Annotated in this window: 21 protein-coding genes; 12 read left to right on the top strand and 9 right to left on the bottom strand. The window is 70.5% G+C overall.

Annotated features, from left to right (window positions below; translation table 11 throughout):
* Positions 1-107 precede the first annotated feature (107 nt).
* The 6 genes from ACT3T5_RS17865 to ppsA all read left to right on the top strand — a co-directional run bounded on the left by ACT3T5_RS17865 (position 108) and on the right by ppsA (position 9,272).
* Complete coding sequence (locus ACT3T5_RS17865; RefSeq protein WP_444595101.1) at positions 108-2,069, top strand: hypothetical protein; 1,962 nt, start codon at positions 108-110, stop codon at positions 2,067-2,069.
* A 454-nt stretch (positions 2,070-2,523) separates the two neighbouring features.
* Positions 2,524-4,002, top strand: coding sequence for a hemolysin family protein (locus ACT3T5_RS17860; RefSeq protein WP_444595100.1), 1,479 nt, complete (start codon positions 2,524-2,526; stop codon positions 4,000-4,002).
* The gene (locus ACT3T5_RS17855) at positions 3,999-5,039 is read left to right on the top strand and encodes a hemolysin family protein (protein WP_444595099.1); all 1,041 of its coding nucleotides are present in this window, start codon (positions 3,999-4,001) and stop codon (positions 5,037-5,039) included. Before ACT3T5_RS17860 ends, ACT3T5_RS17855 begins: the two co-directional genes overlap by 4 nt.
* A 43-nt stretch (positions 5,040-5,082) precedes the next feature.
* Positions 5,083-5,706: a class I SAM-dependent methyltransferase gene (locus ACT3T5_RS17850; protein ID WP_444595098.1), complete on the top strand. Its 624-nt coding sequence runs from the start codon at positions 5,083-5,085 to the stop codon at positions 5,704-5,706.
* A 145-nt stretch (positions 5,707-5,851) separates the two neighbouring features.
* The gene (locus ACT3T5_RS17845) at positions 5,852-6,850 is read left to right on the top strand and encodes a pyruvate, water dikinase regulatory protein (protein WP_444595097.1); all 999 of its coding nucleotides are present in this window, start codon (positions 5,852-5,854) and stop codon (positions 6,848-6,850) included.
* A gap of 28 nt (positions 6,851-6,878) precedes the next feature.
* Positions 6,879-9,272 carry a phosphoenolpyruvate synthase gene (ppsA, locus tag ACT3T5_RS17840; RefSeq protein ID WP_444595096.1) on the top strand — a complete coding sequence of 798 codons (2,394 nt, stop codon included), beginning with the start codon at positions 6,879-6,881 and terminating at the stop codon, positions 9,270-9,272.
* A gap of 45 nt (positions 9,273-9,317) precedes the next feature.
* Here the strand turns inward: ppsA and ACT3T5_RS17835 are convergent, their stop codons facing one another.
* Entirely contained in the window at positions 9,318-9,704 is a 387-nt protein-coding gene (locus ACT3T5_RS17835; protein WP_193117742.1) for a hypothetical protein, read from the bottom strand.
* 42 nt (positions 9,705-9,746) lie between these two features.
* Positions 9,747-11,408: a LarC family nickel insertion protein gene (locus ACT3T5_RS17830; RefSeq protein WP_444595095.1), complete on the bottom strand. Its 1,662-nt coding sequence runs from the start codon at positions 11,406-11,408 to the stop codon at positions 9,747-9,749.
* A 116-nt stretch (positions 11,409-11,524) separates the two neighbouring features.
* Between ACT3T5_RS17830 and ACT3T5_RS17825 the strand changes: the two genes are divergently transcribed.
* Positions 11,525-11,731 carry a hypothetical protein gene (locus ACT3T5_RS17825; protein ID WP_343922359.1) on the top strand — a complete coding sequence of 69 codons (207 nt, stop codon included), beginning with the start codon at positions 11,525-11,527 and terminating at the stop codon, positions 11,729-11,731.
* Between the two features lie 15 nt (positions 11,732-11,746).
* Here ACT3T5_RS17825 and ACT3T5_RS17820 read toward each other — a convergent pair whose 3' ends face one another.
* Together ACT3T5_RS17820 and ACT3T5_RS17815 are read right to left on the bottom strand one after the other, a co-directional pair.
* Entirely contained in the window at positions 11,747-12,250 is a 504-nt protein-coding gene (locus ACT3T5_RS17820) for a hypothetical protein (protein WP_444595094.1), read from the bottom strand.
* 154 nt (positions 12,251-12,404) lie between these two features.
* Complete coding sequence (locus ACT3T5_RS17815) at positions 12,405-13,412, bottom strand: HD domain-containing protein (RefSeq protein ID WP_444595093.1); 1,008 nt, start codon at positions 13,410-13,412, stop codon at positions 12,405-12,407.
* 54 nt (positions 13,413-13,466) lie between these two features.
* Between ACT3T5_RS17815 and ACT3T5_RS17810 the strand changes: the two genes are divergently transcribed.
* Positions 13,467-14,030 (top strand): GNAT family N-acetyltransferase, encoded by a 564-nt coding sequence (locus ACT3T5_RS17810; RefSeq protein ID WP_444595092.1) that lies wholly within the window; start codon positions 13,467-13,469, stop codon positions 14,028-14,030.
* 9 nt (positions 14,031-14,039) lie between these two features.
* Here the strand turns inward: ACT3T5_RS17810 and ACT3T5_RS17805 are convergent, their stop codons facing one another.
* From ACT3T5_RS17805 to ACT3T5_RS17785, 5 genes are all read right to left on the bottom strand, one after another.
* Complete coding sequence (locus ACT3T5_RS17805; RefSeq protein WP_444577009.1) at positions 14,040-14,582, bottom strand: hypothetical protein; 543 nt, start codon at positions 14,580-14,582, stop codon at positions 14,040-14,042.
* 279 nt (positions 14,583-14,861) lie between these two features.
* Positions 14,862-15,272, bottom strand: a complete 411-nt coding sequence (locus tag ACT3T5_RS17800) for an MFS transporter (RefSeq protein WP_444577010.1) — start codon at positions 15,270-15,272, stop codon at positions 14,862-14,864.
* A 34-nt stretch (positions 15,273-15,306) separates the two neighbouring features.
* The gene (locus tag ACT3T5_RS17795; RefSeq protein WP_444577011.1) at positions 15,307-16,374 is read right to left on the bottom strand and encodes a MerR family transcriptional regulator; all 1,068 of its coding nucleotides are present in this window, start codon (positions 16,372-16,374) and stop codon (positions 15,307-15,309) included.
* Positions 16,375-16,447: 73 nt separating this feature from the next.
* Complete coding sequence (locus ACT3T5_RS17790; RefSeq protein ID WP_444595091.1) at positions 16,448-17,197, bottom strand: hypothetical protein; 750 nt, start codon at positions 17,195-17,197, stop codon at positions 16,448-16,450.
* A complete protein-coding gene (locus tag ACT3T5_RS17785; protein WP_444595090.1) occupies positions 17,184-17,453 on the bottom strand; it encodes a type II toxin-antitoxin system prevent-host-death family antitoxin in 270 nt (89 codons plus the stop codon). The genes ACT3T5_RS17790 and ACT3T5_RS17785 overlap by 14 nt, the downstream gene beginning before the upstream one ends.
* Before the next feature lie 130 nt (positions 17,454-17,583).
* On the opposite strand from ACT3T5_RS17785, the gene ACT3T5_RS17780 reads away from it, so the two are divergent.
* From ACT3T5_RS17780 to ACT3T5_RS17765, 4 genes are all read left to right on the top strand, one after another.
* Positions 17,584-18,147 carry a PadR family transcriptional regulator gene (locus ACT3T5_RS17780; RefSeq protein WP_444595089.1) on the top strand — a complete coding sequence of 188 codons (564 nt, stop codon included), beginning with the start codon at positions 17,584-17,586 and terminating at the stop codon, positions 18,145-18,147.
* Positions 18,144-18,854 carry an ABC transporter ATP-binding protein gene (locus tag ACT3T5_RS17775; protein WP_444595088.1) on the top strand — a complete coding sequence of 237 codons (711 nt, stop codon included), beginning with the start codon at positions 18,144-18,146 and terminating at the stop codon, positions 18,852-18,854. The genes ACT3T5_RS17780 and ACT3T5_RS17775 overlap by 4 nt, the downstream gene beginning before the upstream one ends.
* Before the next feature lies 1 nt (position 18,855).
* On the top strand, positions 18,856-19,881 hold the full coding sequence (locus ACT3T5_RS17770) for a hypothetical protein (protein WP_444595087.1): 1,026 nt from the start codon (positions 18,856-18,858) through the stop codon (positions 19,879-19,881).
* 51 nt (positions 19,882-19,932) lie between these two features.
* Positions 19,933-20,217: GNAT family N-acetyltransferase (locus ACT3T5_RS17765; protein ID WP_444595110.1), on the top strand; the 285-nt coding region annotated here is incomplete at its 3' end.

The following is a 20,217-nucleotide window of genomic DNA, read 5'->3' as shown; positions in this document are numbered from 1 at the left end:
CGGTAATTCTGGACAACCGTCACCTGGTGTCGTCGACTTCTCTAGGCTGGAGGTCACCCGATCTCGCTCGGCGGTGGCTCGCTCCTCCGTCGTCCCCGGAGGATGCCATGCACACCACCGTCACCCCGTCCCCCTTCCTCGCGGAACGCGGCCTCTCCCGGTCCAGGCTCCTGCTGCTGCTCTTCGCCGGGATCGCCGCAATGTTCCTGCTGGCCGCCTGTGGGGAGGTCGACGACAGCACGGAGATCGCCGCCGACGGAACCGGCGTCCAGACCCTCGCGGTCGTGATCAGCGAGACCGATATGGACGACGTCGACGGCGGTGCGAAGACCATCGAGTCGGTCATCGAGGCGAATAATCCGGGCCTCGATTACCAGGGCATGACGAAGAACGGCACGGACACCGTCTTCACCCTCACGCTCTCCTTCAAGGACGCGAAGGACTACGCGGCGAAGGCTCAGCCGATCCTGGCCGCCGGCGAGCTCACGAAGACTGCCGAGGTCACCTTCACGCCGCCGAGCCCGCCCTTCAGCTCCGGATACACCCTCACCCGCAACTTCACCGCCAACGACCTCACGCGCTGGGCCGTGAAGGCGCTCGTGGACGACGGCAAGATCGCCGACGCGAGCGAGAGCGACATCGACAGCGCCCTCGATCCGGGCACGGTCAAGGTCACGGCCGACGGGTCCGAGCTCGAGCGGGACTCGTACGCCGGCGACGGATCCGCCGCGGTGTGGACCAACGCCGCAGCCGTCGGCTTCGACGGTGTGAAGGTGGTGACCGCCGGGGCTGAGGATCCCGCGGCGGATGCCTACACGCGCACTCTCACCTATGAGCTGCCGCGCGCCACATATCTCGATGCCAAGGACCAGTTCGACGACTTCTTCGCGGCGGCGACGCCCGACGGCGGGGAGCTCACGCCGGCCGGCGAGACCGGCACGACGTGGGTGATCGCCTTCCCGCAGGGCACCGCGGAGCAGGTCGGCACCTGGACCGACACCGCCCTCGCCACCACCGGGAGCGTGCTGTCGGTCGAGACCGAGCCGAGCTCCGAGGACCCGTTCGCCATCGAGACCCGCGTGGTCGACACCATCGAATGCACCGTGGCCTGCGGGGAGATGGGCTCTCTGGAACAGGCTCTGCTGGTCCCGGCCGGATTCTCCGGCGGCGAAGTCGACGACCCGGACGCCACCGAGGAGATCGCGCTCGACGGCGGCACCGAGGCGCAGGTCATCACCAAGAACATCACCTTCAGCAAGGCCGTCTACGACGTCACGGTCAATCGTGACGGCGGCGGGACCGTCACGATGGACCTCTCGCTGCCCGCCTCGGATGATGCCGTGGTGACCGAGGAGAACGTGGTGGCTTTCCTGGGCAAGGGCACCGAGCGTTCGGAATCCGAGGGCGTCGTCACGTACACCCGGACCGCCGAGGCGGATTCCTCCGAGGAGCTCTCCGGTGCCCTGCAGAAGCTCGGCTTCGAGGGCCTGGACGGGGCCCCGGAGGTGACCGTACGTGAACGTGATGGGGGGAAGTACTCCGTGTCGCTGGCCATGGGGCTGAACGAGAAGCTCTGGGACAAGGCGGGCACTGAAGCGACCTGGACGATCCGCGGGGACGGTCTCCGTCCCACCGCCGTGACCGAGGACGAGCAGGGCGGCGCGACCCTCGGGGAGGAGACCATCACGGTCGAGGGAACGCACGGCGTGATCCTCACCTTCGCGGCGGAGCGCACGGGCCTGGGGATCGGCGCCATCGTCGGCATCCTCGCCGTCCTCGCGTTCCTCGGCCTGCTCCTCGCCGTGGGCATCGTGGCCTTCCTGAACCGCGCGAAGCTGAAGGCGCTGTTCGGCGGGTCCGCGGGAGGGAGCAGTGAGGGTCAGGCAGGCTCGGGTCCCGCGGTCGCGGATCAGGCAGGCCCGGTTCCCGGAGCCGAGAGTCAGGCAAGCCCGGGCCCCGCAGCCCCGGGCGCCACAGCCCCGACCGATGCAGGCATGTCCCCGGGCAGCGCCGCGCCGCACGAGGGCGGTGGGGGCACTCCGCCGCCGCAGGGGCCGTACGGCGGCTGAGAGCAGGCACGGCCGACGTGACTCGAGCTCGGACGGCTCGGGCGGTTTGGGCAGCCCGGTGCGGGGCCGGTGGAGAGTGCCGGGGAGCGGAGGTATCGAGTGGCGTGTGGTGAGCAGGCTGCCCGCATACGGCGCGGTCTGCACATCACGCGCCAGTGGATGCGCTGAGGTGCGGCGGCGGCGCGGCAGCAGCTGTGTTGGGCGGCTGGGGCGGCGGGGCTGGGGGTGCGGAGCTGGCGGCTGCGGGGCTGGGGCTGGGGGTGCGTCGGACGTCGCATCCACAACCCCTCCCGCGCTCAGGGGCCGGGTTGTAGCATTTCCTCATCCCCCTCCGAACGCCGGGCGGGGTCTATGAGGAGCACCAGGAGATCATGAGCGCCGCCAGCGACGCCCCGAGTGACAGTCCCAGGCCTTCGGGCCTGACACGACATGCATTCTCCGGGGGGATCCGTCCATGGACCTGATCGGTCCCCTCATATCCCTCGGCGTCGGGCTCCTGCTCGTCGTCGCCTGCGGTGGCTTCGTCGCCGCCGAGTTCTCCCTCATCACCGCCAACCGCAATGACGTCGAGGCCGCCGTCAAGAACGGCGACAAGCGCGCCGGCGGCGTGCTCGAGGGGATGAAGACCCTCTCCACGCAGCTCTCCGGGGCGCAGCTCGGCATCACCGTCACCAACCTCGCGATCGGCTTCCTCGCCGAGCCCGCGATCGCCGCCCTGATCGGCCCCGCCCTGGTGGACCTGGGCCTCGGGACGGTCGCCGCCCGGTCCGTGTCCGTGACGATCGCCCTCGTGCTCGCCACCGCGATGACCATGATCTTCGGCGAGCTGGTCCCCAAGAACATGGCGATCTCCCAGCCGCTGCGCACCGCGAAGGCCGTCGTCGGCTTCCAGCGCATCTTCACCACGATCTTCGCCCTGCCGATCCGCCTGTTCAACGGCAACGCGAACGCCGTGGTGCGGGCGCTGGGCGTGGAGCCGCAGGAGGAGCTCAGCTCGGCCCGCAGCGCCGAGGAGCTCTCCGCCCTGGTCAAGCGCTCGGCCGACGAGGGCGCCCTCGCGGAGGAGACCGCCTCGCTCGTGCAGCGCACCCTCGCCTTCGGCGACCGTCGTGCGCACGACGCGATGGTGCCGCGCGGCCGCATGGATTCCCTGGACGTGGACGACACCGTCGAGGATCTGCTGGAACTGGCACGCACCACTGGTCACTCGCGCTTCCCGGTGCTGACCGACGAGAACGAGATCGCCGGCGTCGCCCACATCCGCCACGGGCTCGCCGTGCCCTTCGACGAACGGCCCACCACCCTGGTCGACGCCGTGATGGGCACCGCCACCTTCGTGCCGGACACCGTCCCGCTGGACGACCTCATGGACACCCTGCGCAGCGGGGGTCTGCAGATGGCCGTGGTGGTCGACGAGTTCGGCGACCACGCGGGGCTGATCACCCTCGAGGACCTCGTCGAGGAGATCGTCGGCGAGGTGCGCGACGAGCACGACGAGGAGATGGACGACACCCCGGAGCCCGACGGCTCCTGGGACCTCGACGCCCGCATGCGGCCCGACGAGGCCACCGAGCGCCTCGGCGTGACCGTGCCCGAGCACGAGGACTACGACACCCTCGGCGGCCTGGTCACGATGGAGCTGGGCCGGCTCGCAGAGGTCAGCGACGAGATCGTCGTGGCCACCGACCCCGCCCCCGGCGAGGCCCTCGCCCAGCTGCGTATCGAGGTCACCGAGGTCGACGGCATGCGCATCGAGACCGTCCACGTGAAGGTCGAGCCCGTCGTCGAGGACGACGAGGATACCGAGGACGACAAGCCCTCCCGTCGGGAGCGGGAGAAGGCCGAACGTCGTGAGCGCTCCGATCAGCGCGACAGCGAGAGGGCTCTGCGACGAGCCGCGAAGGACCACGACGAGAGCGAGGCAGGCCGATGAGCACCGCAACGGGCCTCGCCCTCACCCTGATCCTGCTGCTGCTGAACGCGTTCTTCGTGGGCGCCGAGTTCGCGCTGATCTCGGCGCGGCGCTCCGTGATCGAACCCAAGGCCCTCGAGGGGAAGTGGGCCGCGAAGGTCACGATCAACGCCATGGAGCACGTCTCGCTGATGATGGCAGGGGCGCAGATGGGCATCACCGTGTGCTCGCTCGCCCTCGGCGCGATCAGCGAACCGGCCATCGCCCACCTGCTCGCGGTGCCCTTCGACGCTCTCGGTGTGCCGGGCGCCCTGGTCCATCCGATCTCCTTCGTGATCGCGCTGTCCCTGGTCACCTACCTCCACGTCGTGTTCGGCGAGATGGTGCCCAAGAACATCGCCCTCGCCGGGCCGGAGCGGATGGCGCTGATCCTCGCACCGATCCTCATGGGCATCGTCACCGTGCTGCGGCCGATCCTGTGGCTGCTCAACGCCATCGGCAACCTCGTGCTGCGGATGCTCGGTGTCACCCCCAAGAGCGAGGTGACCAGCGTGTTCACCCGCAACGAAGTGGCGGCCATGGTGAGTGAGTCCCGCGAGGGCGGCCTGCTCGAGGACAACGACGAGGCGCTGCTGCTCGGGGCCCTGCGCTTCGAGGCCCGCAGCGTCGCGAACCTGGTGATCCCGCTGGAGAAGATCTCCAGCCTGCCCGAGGGCGTCACCGCCGCCCAGGCGGAGACCGCCGCCGTCGAAGGCTTCTCCCGGTTCCCGGTGAAGGCGGCCGACGGGCGCCTGACCGGCTACGTCCACATCAAGGATCTGCTGGACTCGGTGCAGGCCCACCGTCACGACCCGATCCCGGCGGAGCGCATCCGTGCCCTGCCGGAGATCGGCGCCGATGAACCGCTGCGCCAGGCGCTGACCTCGATGCAGGCCTCCGGTGCGCACCTGGGCGCCGCGACCGATGAGACCGGCGCTGTGATCGGCATCGTCACCCTGGAGGACATGCTCGAGGAGCTCGTGGGCCAGATCCGCGACGACTCGCGCCTTGCCGGCTGAAGCACCTGAGCCGTCTGGGCCGCCGACGGTGCACCATGGAGGCATGACGCAGAATCCTTCCCCCGGCCCCGCGGCGAACCTCTGGACCGAGGCCGTGCGACGCAACCCTGAGCACGCCCGCGGCTACGCCGAGCGCTGGCGCCGCATCGAGGCGTCGGGGAAGGACATCTTCGGGGAGGCGCGGCTGCTCGACGCCATGGCCCCGCGTGGCGCCCGGATCCTCGACGCCGGCTGCGGCACGGGGCGGCTGGGCGGTCATCTCGCGCGCTCCGGCCACCGGGTCGTCGGCGTGGATCTCGACCCGCACCTGATCGACGTGGCGCGCGAGGACCATCCCGACGTCCGCTGGGAAGTCGGCAACCTCGCCGAGCTCGACCTGCGCGACGCCGACGGCCTGTCGGAGCAGTTCGATCTCCAGCTGTGCGCGGGCAACGTGCTCACCTTCCTCGCCGGCGGCGAGCGTCGTCCGGCCCTCGCCCGCCTCGCCGCGCACCTCGTCCCCGAGGGCCGCCTGGTGGTCGGATTCGGTCTGGACCGCGGCTACGAGATCGGCGACTTCGAGGCCGACGCCGCAGCGGGCGGTCTGCGTCTCGAGCAGCGGTTCTCCACCTGGGACCTCCGCCCTGCGGCCGACGATTTCCTGGTGGGGGTCCTGACCCGGGCCTGACCTGGGCTGGAACCGAGATCGCGCCCGGGTGAGACGGCGATCACGACGCAAATACTGCCGTCGCACCGTCGGGCCGCGTTACGTTGGCCGCGAGCACGACGTCGTGTCCCCGGTGCGCGCACCGGGCCCAGTGGAAGGGGCACCCATGGGTTCTTCACTGCCGATCCCTGCGCCGTTGCCGCCTGCCGCGCGGACTCCTGCCGCGGGAACTCCTGCCACGGGGACTCCGGGCGCAGAGCCGGATGGCGCGGACGCCCTCAGCCCGGCGGACCTGGCCCCGAGCCCCGCTGCCGCTGCCGCCTCTGCCACTTCAGCCACCACTGCTACCGCCGTCCCGGTCTTCTTCATCTCCGACTCCACCGGCATCAGCGTGGAGACGATGGGCAACGCCCTCCTGATCCAGTTCCCCGGTGCGCCCTTTGAGCGCACTCTGATCCCCTTCGTGCGCAGCGTCGAGGAGGCCCGCCAGGTGCGGGAGCGGCTGGACGCCGCGATGGACGGGACGGTCGCGCCGATTGTGTTCCTCACCGTCGTCGACGAGGCGGTGCGCGAGGAGCTTCTGGGCACGCGCGCCCCCGTCGTCGACTTCGTGAGCGGGCACCTCGCCCAGCTCGAGTCCCAGCTCGGCATGAGCGGCGACCACGCGCCGGCCCGCCTGCACGGGGTGGGCGACTCCCACCGCTACAACCGGCGCATGCAGGCCGTCGAGTTCGCGATCGAGCACGACGACGGGCAGTCCGTGCGGGCGCTCGAGAAGGCCGACGTGGTGCTCATCGCCCCCTCCCGCTGCGGCAAGACCCCCACCAGCATGTATCTCGCGCTCATGCACGGGATCTTCGTGGCGAACTATCCGCTGGTGGACGAGGACCTCGCCGCCGGCGTGCTGCCCGAGTCCATCGCTGCGCTCTCCGATCGCTGCTTCGGCCTGCTGATCTCCCCGCAGCGGCTGGCCGCCGTGCGCACCGAGCGCATGCCCGACTCCCGGTATTCGTCCCTCGAGCAGGCCCGCTGGGAGCTGTCCCGGGCCCGACGCGTCTATGACGTGTACGGGATCCCCTTCGTCGACTCCTCGACCAGATCGGTCGAGGAGATGTCCACCCTGATCCTCCAATCGCTCGATCGCCGCGGGACGTCGTCCCGTTGAGCAGCACACCCCCCAGAAGGAGCCCGCAATGACGCAGAGCATCCAGTGGTTCTCCGAGCTCGGCATGGCCGACCTCGACCAGGTCGGCGGCAAGAACGCCTCGCTCGGAGAGATGGTCTCGAACCTCAGCCGCCTGGGGGTGCAGGTCCCGGACGGCTTCGCGACCTCCGCCGATGCCTATCGCGAGTTCCTCGGCGCGACCGGTCTCGCCGAGCGCATCGACGCGCAGCTCCAGCAGCTCGACACCGAGGACACCCGCGCGCTCGCCGAGGCGGGCCGCATGATCCGGCAGATGGTCATCGAGCAGCCGTTCCCCGCGCAGCTCGAGGCGGACATCCGCTCCGCCTACGAGCAGCTCGCCGCGGGCAGCGGCGAGGAGGCCTCCTTCGCGGTGCGCTCCTCGGCCACCGCAGAGGACCTCCCCGATGCGTCGTTCGCGGGCCAGCAGGAGACCTTCCTCAACGTGCGCGGCATCGATGCGGTGCTCACCGCGATCCGCGAGGTGTTCGCCTCGCTGTACAACGACCGGGCGATCGCCTACCGCGTCCACCATTCCTTCGAACATGCCTCGGTGGCGCTCAGCGCGGGCGTGCAGAAGATGGTGCGCTCCGACCTCGGGGCCAGCGGGGTGCTGTTCACCGTCGACACCGAATCGGGCTTCGACCAGGCCGTGTTCATCACGTCGGCCTACGGCCTGGGGGAGGGCGTGGTGCAGGGCGCGGTGAACCCCGATGAGTTCTACGTGTACAAGCCGGGCCTGCGTGAGGGCCGGCCCGCGATCCTCAAGCGCACCGTCGGCGAGAAGGCCACCAAGATGGTCTACACCGAGGACGCCGCCGTGGGCCGCACCACCGAGTTCATCCCCGTGGAGGCCGCCGAGCAGGTCAAGCTGTCGCTGACCGACGAGCAGGTCACCGAGCTCGCCCGTCAGGCGCTCATCATCGAGGAGCACTACGGCCGCCCGATGGACGTCGAGTGGGGTCTGGATGGGGCCGACGGGGGCCTGTACATCCTCCAGGCCCGGCCCGAGACGGTGCAGTCCCGCGCCGGCAGCACCGTGGAGAAGTACCACCTGGCCTCCCGCGGGACGGTGCGGGTGGAGGGTCGCGCGATCGGGGCGAAGATCGGCGCGGGCCGGGTGCGGGTGCTCGAGGACATCGACCGCATGCACGACTTCCAGGCCGGCGAGGTGCTGGTGGCGGACATGACCGACCCCGACTGGGAGCCGATCATGAAGCGGGCGAGCGCGATCGTCACCAACCGCGGCGGCCGCACCTGCCACGCCGCGATCATCGCCCGTGAGCTGGGCATCCCCGCCGTGGTCGGCACCGGCACCGCCACCCGCGAGCTGGCTGACGGCGACGAGGTCACCGTCTCCGCCGCCGAGGGCGACACCGGCTTCGTCTACGAGGGCGAGCTCGAGTTCACCGTCGCGACCAGCGAGGTGGACTCCATGCCCGAGCTGCCGGTGAAGATCATGATGAACGTGGGCACCCCGGCGCAGGCCTTCGCCTTCTCCCGGCTGCCGAACGCCGGGGTGGGCCTCGCGCGACTCGAGTTCATCGTGAACCGGCAGATCGGCATCCACCCCCGGGCCCTGCTCGAGCTGGACCGCCTGGACACCGACGAGCCCGAGGTGGCTGCGCAGGTCAGGGCCCAGGTCGCCGCTTACGCCTCGCCCCGGGACTACTTCGTCCAGCGGGTCGCGGAGGGCGTCGCGACGATCGCCGCGGCCTTCGCGCCGGAGCCGGTGATCGTGCGGATGAGCGACTTCAAGTCCAACGAGTACGCGAACCTGCTGGGCGGCACGCTCTTCGAGCCGCACGAGGAGAACCCGATGATCGGCTACCGCGGCGCGAGCCGGTACCTCTCGGAGGACTTCGCGGAGTGCTTCGCGATGGAGTGCGAGGCCCTGCGGTACGTGCGCGAGGACATGGGGCTCACGAACGTGAAGCTCATGATCCCCTTCGTGCGCACCCCCGCCGAGGGCAAGGGCGTCATCGACCTGCTCGCCACCCACGGCCTGGTGCGCGGGGAGAACGACCTGCAGGTCATCCTGATGTGCGAGATCCCGTCGAACGCCGCCACCCCGGAGCTGTTCCTCGAGCACTTCGACGGCTTCTCCATCGGCTCGAACGACATGACCCAGCTGACGCTGGGCCTGGATCGCGACTCCGGCCTGGTCGCCGACGCTTTCGACGAGCGGGATCCCGCCGTGAAGTTCATGCTCTCCCGGGCCATCGAGGCCTGCCGGGTGGCCGGGAAGTACGTGGGGATCTGCGGGCAGGGCCCGTCGGACCACCCCGACTTCGCGCAGTGGCTGATGGACCAGGGCATCGCCTCGATGTCCCTGAACCCGGACACGGTGGTCGACACGTGGCTGCAGCTCGCCCAGCACGGCGGTGGCGGCGAGGTGGGCTGACAGCGCCCGGGTCGGGGCCCCCGTCCAGGGCCCCGGGCCGGGAGCTCAGTCGTCCTCGCGCACCCGCAGCAGCTCGCTGGTGTGGGTGCCGGGGGTGCTGTGGCTCTCGGCGCCCGGCACGCTGGTCACGGTGGTCAGGAGGAACACGGTGTCATCGAGCGCCTCGACCGAGTGGCGGTGATGGGTGAGCGCCTCGACGTGGCCGGTCTCCAGCACCACGGTCTCCTCGCCGGTCACCTTCACGCTGCCGCGGATCACCTGGATCGAGGCGGCGGGCGGGGAGTTGTGCTCGGCCAGGCGCTCCCCCTGCTTGAGAGCGATGACGGTCTGGCGCAGGGGGCCGTCATGGACCAGGAGCTCCGCGTGCCGGCCGTTCTCGGCCTTGCGGGCCTGGTCGATGGCCTTGGTGATCGCGTCGGACAGGGCAGCCATGGGAACCTCCAGGTGAGCAGCGGTGGTCCCAGCCAGTATCCGTCAGTCGGCGTGTTCCGTCAGGCCGGTTGCGGATTCCTTCGCGAGGTCCAGCATGGCGCGCTCGCTGATCCCGAGCACCCGGGCCGCTGCGGCGACGTCCCGGAACTCCGGTTCGCGGCGCACGACGGCGCCGCGGGCATCGCGGGCGATCTTCACGGCGATCCGCTGGCCCTGCACCTCGACCTCGGTGAACTCGCGGGTGCGGATGACCCGCTCCACCCGGTGCATCCTCACCCCGAGCGTGCCCGTGCGATCCATCAGCACCGCCGCGATCTCCTGCACGGACCGTTCCCTGACCAGGGCATGGATCGTGATCGCGGGGCGGCCGCGCTTCATGGTGATCGGGGTGTGCCAGGCATCGAGGGCGCCGAGGTCCAGCAGCTCGTCGATGATCCGCGGCCACAGCCGGGGGTCGAGGTCGTCCACGTTCGCCTCGAGCTGGACGGCCGACGTCGGGGTGTCGTGCGCGTCGGCGGCGCGAGGGCCGACGCTGTCGCCCCCGGGCCCTGCCGGGAGGGGCAGCTCGGAGGCTGCGAGCGCCGACGGGTCGACGGACGGGGCTGACCCGACGGATCCGGACTGGCTGGCAGAGGCGGACTGGCTGGCGGAATGGGCCGGGTCGGGCGACGCTCCGTATCCCCGCCGACCGACGAGGACCCGCACCACGTTCGGCCGGCCGGGGGTCTCCTTGGTGCCCGCGCCGACGCCGACCGCCTCCGTGAGCAGCATCGGCTGCGGCCCCGAGGTGCCGGCCAGACCCCGCATCAGTGCGACGCCGGTGGGGGTGGCGAGCTCGCCGATCCCGGGCGCGACGCCCGCGGGGACCTTCCGGCCGCCGTGCTCGTGGGGGCCTCCGGCCATGTGCGCGGGGATCGTGTGCGCGGGGACGTCGACGTCCGACGTGGGGACCGGCACCGCCGCGTCGTGGTCCGGGGTGCGGTCCGTGGCGTGAGGATTCTCGTGGTCGTGGTCGTGGTCGTGGTCGTGGTCGTGGTCGTGGTCGTGGTGGTGGTGGTCAGGCTGGTGGTCGGACGACGGTCCGTGGGCGTGCTGGTGCCCGCGCGGGGGCAGTAGCTCGCCGGCGACCGTCGGCCAGCCGATCGCGAGACGTACCACGGCCGGGACCGGCACCGGGATGTCGCCATGTGCGGCGCGGATGCGCCCGCTGCCCACCACGATCACGCTGCCCGCTCCCTCGGTGATGCCCAGCTGGCGCCACGCCTCGCAGGCCCCGATCACGTCGGCCAGGGAGTCCAGCGCGCCCACTTCGTGGAAGTGGACCTCGTCGGCCGGGACCCCGTGCGTGGTGCCCTCCGCGTCGGCCAGGCGGCCGAACACCGTCAGCGCGAGGTCGATCGTCCGCTCCGGCACCGAGACGTTCCCGCGGGAACGTTCCAGCAGCTCCCGGATCGACGCCCAGGTGCGATGGGGCGGGTCCGTGACCAGCACGTCCACGTCGATCTTGGTGGCGCGCTGCCCGCCGCGGTCCACCGTGCTGCGCACGAAGCGCACCGAGTCCGGGACCAGGGCGTCGAGCACCTCCTGCACCGCGTCGAGGTCCGCGCCGGCGTCGACCAGAGCCGCCAGGAGCATGTCCCCGGCGATGCCCGCGGTCGCGTCGATGTAGGCGAGGCGGGGGGCAGAGGGCGAGGGGATCTCCATGGGATCGATCGTAGGCCGCTCTCGCGACGGCGGCCGCGCGGTGAGCAGGGGTTGCCGCCTTTCGGCGTTCGCCCAGGGCGTACGGCGACCATGCCCAGAACCCCTAGAGTGGGGTCATGAGCCACGAGCCGATGTCCAGCCTCGTCGCGTCGGAGCGACGCACCTTCTCCGCGCTCGCCCTGATGGGGGCCGCGATCGTCGCCCTGCTGCTCGTCGCCGTGACCGGGACGATCCTGTTGGAGTCGCCCACGATGCACATCCCGGATTCGACCACGCACGGGGCGTTCCTCGATGCCCTGGTCATCCTGATCCTGCAGGTGTGAGCGGCCCGGTCGGGCTCAGTAGTCGCTGCCGCCCTGGCCGGAGAGCGTGATGAGCTCCCCGCCGAGCTCGTCCTTGACCGTCTCGAGCCACTCCTGGACTGCGGGATCGTCGTCGTCCACGAGGATCACCCAGTTCTTGGCCAGCAGGCCGTACCCCTTTTCGTCGTTCTCCTCGGCGAAGGCCTCCATGAAGTCCTTGCCCTTGACGTCGTGAGGGACCACGGTGCTGACGGTGACGCTGTCGTCGTCCCCGAGCTGGCAGTCGCCGTCGACCACGTCGAAGGCGGGGAAGCCGTCGGTCAGCTCGCCCTCCATGAATGAGTTGAAGTCGTCGGAGTCCACGGTGTCGCAGTGGAAGTTCACCCGGAGCTCCTCGTAGAGGTCGCGCGAATCGTCGTACGAACCGCCGCCGCACCCTGCGAGCAGCAGCGCGGTGCCGGCCGAGATCGCCGTCGCTGCGATCCGTCGTCGTGTGCTCCCCGTCGATCCCGTGGTGCTCCTGAGCTCTGTGGTCCCCATGGCATGTCCCCTGTTCGGCGTTCGTCGTCGTGGTGGTCGACGGGCCCCTCGCCCGCCGGGCACCGACCACTGTACGGGTGTCCGATTTATCGGGACGGCGCACCGGGCGGCGTGGCGCGAGAGGTTCTGCGTCGGCCGGTCCTGCTGTGCGGTGTCACTGCCGGCGCAGCACGAAGACCAGGGGAAGGCCGCGACGCAGGTCCTCGGCCTCGCGGGTGTGGAGGAGCTCGCCGTCGACGCTGGGCGGATCGAGATAGGTGCGGGTGATGCGGTGCTCCACGCGAGCCGCCCGGGACGGGCCGTCCTCCGTCTCGTCGTGCTCGTCGTGCTCGGCGAGCAGGCGCCAGCTGAGCGGATGGTGGCGGAACGCCTCGGCCTCCTCGGCTGTCGACGGGCAGCGGCGCAGGGCCGCGAGCAGCTCGTCGTCGGTCATCTCCACGAGCTCGGCGACCGTCAGGTCGGGCTCCTCGCCCGAGAGCGCTGTGGTGACGAGGTGCCGCAGGACCGCGACGGGCAGCACATCGGCGGGGGAGCGCTGGGCCCGGGCCTCCGCCACGGCCAGCCGCACCAGCTCGGCGCCGGTCCGCGGATCCGTGTCCACCGTGCCGTCGCGCAGCCGGAGGCGCTCGAGCAGGTCCGACGGGAGACCGCGGGTGCGGCCGTGCGCCTGGCCGCTGCGCAGGAAGGAGTCCAGGTGGTCCAGCTTCATCCCGCCACGGCCACTGGTCAGCGGGGAGACGAGGCGGCCGTCGTCCACCGCGTTCACGTCGTCCGCATCGATCCCGTGCTGCGCGAGCAGCTCGCCCATCGCCCGGACCCGCGAATGGCCCAGCTCGTGATGGTCCAGTCCGTCGATGCCCTCGAGGGTGTGGCTGAAGGGCAGGTGCCCCACGTCGTGGAGCAGCGCGCTCGCCCGCGCGAGCTGGTCATCCGGGGCGAAGTGCGCGACGAGCGCGAGGACCCCGAGGGAATGCTCGAGCCGGGAGTAGGTCTGCGTGGTGGTCAGCGACGCCGCACCGGCATGGGAGATGGCCCCGAGGCGGCGCACCGGCCAGGAATCGAGGAGCGCCTGCTCGAGGGGGCTCAGCTCGACGGTGATCCGCCACAACGGATCGAACCACCTGCCGTCGAGCCCGAGCGTGTCTGCAGCGTCTGGACTCATCGCACCTCCTGGGGAGCTCTCTTACGGTAGCGCGGAGGGGATACCCTCCTGCGCATGAGTGACGCCGCCGTGAGGCACCTGCCCCGAGAGATCCGGACGGATCGCCTGCTCCTGCGTGCGGTGAGCGTCGACGACGCGGCGGCCCAGGCGGAGGCGGTCACCGCCTCGCTGCCCGAGCTGGAGCCGTGGATGCCCTGGGCCCAGTCGCCGCAGACCCTCGAGCAGGCCACGGAGAACCTGGCCGCCGCGGTGGGCCGTTTCGAGGCGGGCACGGAGTCCACCTGGACGATCTGGGACCCGACGGGGGAGGACTTCATCGGCCGCACCAGCATCTTCGCCGTGAACTGGAAGGTCCCCAAGGGGGAGATCGGGTACTGGCTCACCAGCACGCACACCGGTCGCGGGTACATGCGCGAGGCCGTCGGCGCTGTCATCGACGCCGCGGACCACGAGGGCTTCCGGCGCCTGGAGATCCGCTGCGATCGGCGGAACACCCGCAGCGCTCGGGTTCCGCTGAGCCTCGGATTCGAGCTGGACGGGGTGTTCCGCAACGACGCCGTCTCGGCCACGGACCCGTCCCTGCTGCGGGACACCCTCGTCCACTCCCGGATCAGGTGACCGGGCCGGTCATGACGGGACTGGCGCGACGGGTTCCCGCGTGCTCACACCGATCATGAGGGCTGCGCCGGCGGCCAGGGCGGCCGCGAGGAGCAGCGCGACTGATGCATGACCACCTCCCGAAAGAGCCGCGAAGGGGCTGTTCAGCAGGGCGGGTGGTGCGAGCTGCACGACGCCCACGAGCGCCTGGAAGCGGGTCATCTGCCCCGCAGGCGCCAGACGCAGCAAGGTCGGTGCGATGTGGGTGGTGAAGACGGCGGTCCCGACACCGAGAAGAGCCGCGGAGAGGATCGCCGCTCCGGCGCCGAGAGGCCCGGGAGGCGACGCGAGGGCCCCCAGGGCGATCGACATGAGCACCGGGCCGCCGATCAGCGCGAGGTTCTGCCGGGACAGGGTGCCGGTGATGGAGATCAGGAGCGTGACCGTGAGGGTTCCTGCGGCCCACGCCGCCTCCAGGAGGCTCGCCTGTGAGGCGTCCCACCCGTTCGCGCGCGCCCAGGAGGGCAGGACCACGGCCACCACGGGGAGCACTGCGGAGCAGACGAGGGCCACCGCCCCCAGCAGGGGCCAGACGTGCAGCGCGTGCGCGGAGCGGATCCCGAGCGCCAGGGAGTGCCAGATGCCGCCGGCCGGGGCACTGGTCGTCGAGGAGGAGCGCGGTCCCTGAGGCCGCAGGGCGCAGAGGACCGCGACACAGAGCGCCGTGAGCAGGGCATGTACGGCGAGGACCGCGGTCAGGGACCAGAGGGAGAGGGCTATGCCGCTCGCTGCGACCCCCAGGATCCGGGCGGCGTGCAGACTGCCGGAGATCCGTGCCAGGGCCCGCGGCAGCTAGTCGTCGCTGCGGATCAGCAGCCGGGCGTACACGGTCGCCGACGGCCGGGAGATCGCGGAGATCGTGGAGGTGGTGACCGCGGCAGTCGCCAGCAGCGTGACGGTCGGATCGCCGCCGGAGACGGCGAGGAGGGGGATCAGCACGATCAGCTCGGCGCCCATGGTCACCAGGAGCATGCGGCGGGGGCCGTGCCGATCGCCGAGCACGCCGCCCAGCAGCATGAGGGCCACCGGTGGCAGCACGGAGAGCATGCTGACCAGGGCGACGGCGCCGGGGCCGTGGCCTGTGGCGAGCCAGATCAGAGCGAAGCCCAGCATGGAGCCGCCGGCGGACTGCAGGGTGGAGGCGGCCCACCACAGGTGGAATCGGGCAGGGAGCGGGGACGGGATCGAGGGGTGTGTTCTCACGCCCTCGAGGTTGAGGGTTCGAGCGACCTGAAGGTCAAGGAAGCATCGGCATCACCAGGCAGGTCAAGGTGTCCTGCACGGGGGAGGCGACCCGCACGGGAGTGATCGTGTCCACCAGGGAGAGCACGATCTCCTCACCGGCGCAGACGGCGATGGCCGCCGCGAATAGCGCCCGGCCCACCAGGACCTCGAGCCGCTCTCCGCGGGTGGCCCACCCGTTCAGCACCGGAGCGTCGTCCTGAGCGCCGCCCGCGTGGAGAGCCGTCTTCCCTCCGTCGACGACGAGCAGGAGCTTCTCGCTCAGGCCCGACCGATCGAGAATCTCCTGCAGCTCCGCTCGGTCGAAGCCCGCGAGGGCCCGGGCGGGTGGCTGTGTGGAGACCAGGCGGCCGAGGTCGGGGACCGCTCGTTCGACGGCAACGGTGCGTGCGAGCAGCGTTCCGTCCGCGTCGTGGATCGTCAGCCCCTGCTCGGTGAGCTCGAGGTGCACCGTGCCGCGATGGGAGCTGGTCGCTGCGACCTCGACGGCGTCCTCGCACGAGATGATCGCCCGTGCCTCGCGGCCGGCACCCTCCGCCTCGAGGTGGCGATGAGCGAGCCAATAGCGGTCCGTGGCGATCAGTTCGATGCCCCGCGGGCCGATCGAGCACACGAGGCCGGAGACGTCGGCCGCGGCCTTCGCGGCGGCCTGAAGCACCTGGGAGACGGCGCTGGCCAGGACGGTGCCGAGGAGGTCGGCAGTCGCAGGGGCGCGATGTGCTGGGGCGGGGTCGAGCTGAGCTCTGAGCGCCGTCAGCTCGTCCACACGCTGACGGGATGCGGCGCCGTGGTGCGTGGCCAGCTCGGCGAGCAGACGAGCTCCGTCGCTCGGGGCCCCGGCGAGCACCTCCCGCATCACGGGCAGCGGCACAGCGGCAGACCTCATCCGCTGCAGCAGCACGCCGCTGTCGATCTGAGCGGGCGCGTAATAGCGGTAGCCCGAGACGGGGTCCACGTCGGCCGGTTCGAGCACCTGCTGCGCGGCGTAGTGCCGCAGAGCGCTGGCCGGGATCCCGACAGCTCGGGCAAAGGTGCTGATCGTCAGCAGTCGCTCATCGGCCATGCCGCATCTTGGCATGCGCGGCCGTTGTCGACGCGCTCCAGCTTCGGGACGACAGCGATCCTCCGGAACGCCGTCAGCGGGTTGCGCGATGTGCGCCGGGGTGTCCGCGGCGGCGGACGCAGGGCTTGTCGGCGCGAGGCATGTGCGCGTTGCAGCGAGGCTCCTGCCGGAGTGCGATGATCCTTTCCGGGTCCGCGCTCCCCGCGACCCGCTCGACCGCAGCACGTAATGCCCGTGCCGGATCAAGCTCGCCGCTCTCTGGGTCCCAGGCGTCTGCAAGGGCAGCATTGATCTCGTCGGCTGAGAGGATCTCTGCCAGCCCCTGGGAAAGGGCCCCTATGGCAACGGCTGCTTTGATGAGTCCTGGCGGTGCGGGCTCCGGCGTGTAATCCCACAGCTCGAGGCCATGTTTGTCGGCGGTGCTCTCGTAGATCTCCAGCATGTCCCAGATGCTCTGTACTTCGTCTTCGCTGAGCTTTCCACTCCTGATGAGGGAGTTCACGGAGTCGTAGATCCGGTTGTTGCTTCGAGGGCCGATCGCGAGGATCTCGATGAGTCCAGTGCCTCTTTGGGAGATCGTTGCACGGAAGACGATCCGATAGTCCCCACGAAGGGTCGCCGTGGTGTTCAGTCCCGCGAGCTGGTCGGATGCGTTCCGGTTCGACAGCGGGTGTTTCCCCCAGGGCTGCGTGAACAGCGCGACCACGTCATTGAGGAATTCATCCCAGTGCGAGCCCTCGACATGGGAGGCGATCCACTCCTCGGCTTCCGTCGTGAAGATGACCTCTGCCTGGTCTCCGGGGAGGGAGTCACCGACGCGCATGCAAGCGCTCGCGGACCTCGTCCACAGTATGGAACTCGGAACGCTCAGAGACGAGCTGGCTGACCCCCTGGATCATCTGATCGGCCGCCAGGCGAAGGGAGCGTTCGAGGTCATCGAAGCGCTCAGGGCTCATGACGACGGCGCTGGGCTTGCCATGGTTCGTGAGCACGACGGTGCGCTCTGCAGCCTTCTCGGCGAGGTAGCCGGCGCCTTTCTTGGTGGCCACAGTGGCGGGCATGCGAAGTGGGACGGTCATGGATCCAGTCTAGCAGTCAAAGTGTCTAAAGTTCGAAATTTAAGGGGGCGACCGACCCGTCCGGCAGGCATGGCCGACTCGCTTCATCGATGTACTCACCGAGGGTATACACACTACGTGTAGTGGACCCATGAGTACTGCACATGCCTTGCTGGGACTGCTGGATCGGTCGCCGGCCTACGGCTACTCCCTCAAGCAGGATTATGACCACCTCCTCGGCCCGGAGCGGCCACTTGCCTTCGGACGGGTCTATGCCTCGCTGGCCCGCTTCGAGCGTCAGGGCTGGGCGGAGATCCTCACCGTGGAGACCGGCGCGGGGCCCGAGCGGAAGCTCTACGGCATCACGGCGGAGGGCGTCACCGAGCTCGATACCTGGATCTATGCACCGCAGGCCACGGGCGCGTTCGCGGCCTCCACCCTGTTCACCCGGGTATCGATCGCTCTGCTCTCCGGCCGGGACGCCGAGCATGTCCTCAGCGCGCAGCGCGAGAGCCACATGGTGCGCATGCGCGAGCTGACCTCGCGCCGCCGAGGTGCCGAGCCCGCGCTGCTGCTTCAGCTCGACTACGAGCTGACCCACCTCGATGCGGATCTGCGCTGGATCCAGGAGGCCGGTCAGCGGCTCGGCGCACTGCGAACGCAGTGGGAGAAGCCGGCCGACGGACCGACCGGCGGCGCCGGGAGCCAGCGATGACCGCGGCCTCCGACCGCCGTGAGCGCGCCGCGACGGAGCCCGGAGCCGCGGCGGTCGTCGAGCTGACCGGGGTCCACGTCTCCTACGGCGCCGATCCCGCCCTGCGCGGAATCGATCTGCAGATCGCCGCCGGGGAGCAGGTGGCCGTGATGGGCCCGTCGGGCTGCGGGAAGTCGACGCTGCTGCACGTGCTCGCCGGGGTGCTGGTTCCCGAGGAGGGCACGCTGCGGGTGCTCGGCGAGGATTTCGGAGCTCTGCGGGACAAGGATCGTGCTCAGCTCCGGCTGGCGCGCATGGGCATGGTGTTCCAGTTCGGCGACCTGATCGGCGAGCTCACCCTGCGGGAGAACCTCTCCCTTCCGCTGCAGCTCCTGGGCGGCCGGCCGGCACAGATCCGTGTCGCTGTCGAGACGATGCTCGAACGGCTCGGCCTGGGCGAGGTCGCGGACCGTCGGGCAGCCCAGGTCTCGGGTGGGCAGGCGCAGCGCGCGGCGGTGGGCCGAGCGCTGGTGCACCAGCCGTCGCTGCTGCTGGCGGATGAACCGACCGGCGCCCTGGACACGGTCGCCGCCGACACCGTGATGGACGCGCTGATGGAGACGGTCATGGAGCAGGGCACGACGTTGGTCGTCGTCACCCATGACAATCGCGTCGCCGCTCACCTGAACCGCCTTGTGAGCATGCGTGACGGGGAGCTGGTGGGCTGAGATGCTGCCGCCCCTTCGCCTCGGTCTCACCCTCGCGCTGCGTGCCACGGACCATGGCCGCTTCCGGGCGCTGAGCGCCCTCCTCACCTCTCTGATCGGCAGTGCGCTGCTGGTCGTGGTGCTGTCTCTGCTGGATGCGGGCCGGCCGCGCAGTCTTGCCCCGGGGATTGCCGCGTCGGACCTCTTCGAGCTGATCCTGCCGGGGATCGTGGCCCTCGCGATCGGGCTGCCCGTGCTGGCCGCCGCCGCCGCGACCGGTCGCATGTCCGAGCAGGACAGGGCCCGGCGCACAGCCCGCCTGCACCTGCTGGGGATGCGCCGACGGGATCAGGTGCTGATGGGGGTTGGGGAGAGTCTGCCTCCCGCACTCATCGGTGCAGTGGGAGGCGTGACGGTCGAGGCCTTGCTCGTGCCCTGGGCCGGGAAGGCACTGCTCGAGATGACTCCGGCGCCGGGCGTCGCGCCAGCGGCCATCGTCGTGGCGTTCGCGGTGCCGCTGTGCCTGGTCGCCGGGGCGGCGACGCCTCCCCCGCGCACCCACGGGGAGGAACTCGAACGCGCCCGCGGGGAGGTGGCCCGGCGCCCCGGCCTCTGGCGGGCGGCGGTCCTGGTGCTCGGCCTGGTGATGCTGATGCTCAGCTGGAGCCTGCCGCGACTGTCCAACGGCCCGCTGGTGGTGCTGTTCCTCGGTGGCGCCGGACTCGCCGCACTGGGCAGTCTCCTGCTTCCTGCCCTGCTGGTGCGCCGAAGCGCTGATGTGCTCGTGCGCCTCGGCTCCCCGGTGGCCGTCGTGGCAGGTCGGCGCCTGCAGTCCCAACCCGCCGTGCTCGGCAGAGTGCTCGGCGCCCTGGTGATCGGCGTCGTGGTGACGACTGCTGCACAGGGTCTGGTCAACGTCCTCTCGGCCACCCCGATCTACCAGGCCGGGCGCCACTACCGGGAGGTCGAGGCCGTCGCCGAGGCCCCCCCACCACGCCGGCCGGCGCACGAACCGGCTCCGCATACGCCGACGCGCCCGACAGTCTGACTCTCTCTCAACGAAGGATCGCTACACCACTGCCAGGGACTCGACCCACTCCTGGGGATCGGGGAGGTGAATAGGCTGTCGGGGTCCACGTTCGAGATCTCATACTCCGTACACATCGATCTCTGGGGCCAAGGCGTCGGTACGGCTCTCGCCCGAGCCCTTGCCGACTGGACCTTCGACTCCTTCCCGGAAGCGGAGAGGGTGCAGGCGACGTGCGATCCTCGCAACGTCGGTTCCTCTCGAGTGCTCGCGAACATCGGCATGCACTACGAAGGCACTCTGCGGCACACGCTTCACATATCAGACGGATGGCGCGACTCGAAGATCTTTAGCGTC

It is taken from the genome of Brachybacterium sp. AOP3-A1-3 (genome assembly GCF_052378285.1).
GTDB lineage: Bacteria > Actinomycetota > Actinomycetes > Actinomycetales > Dermabacteraceae > Brachybacterium.
Note: the sequence above shows the minus strand (reverse complement) of the source record. Positions and strands in the feature narration are given on the sequence as shown.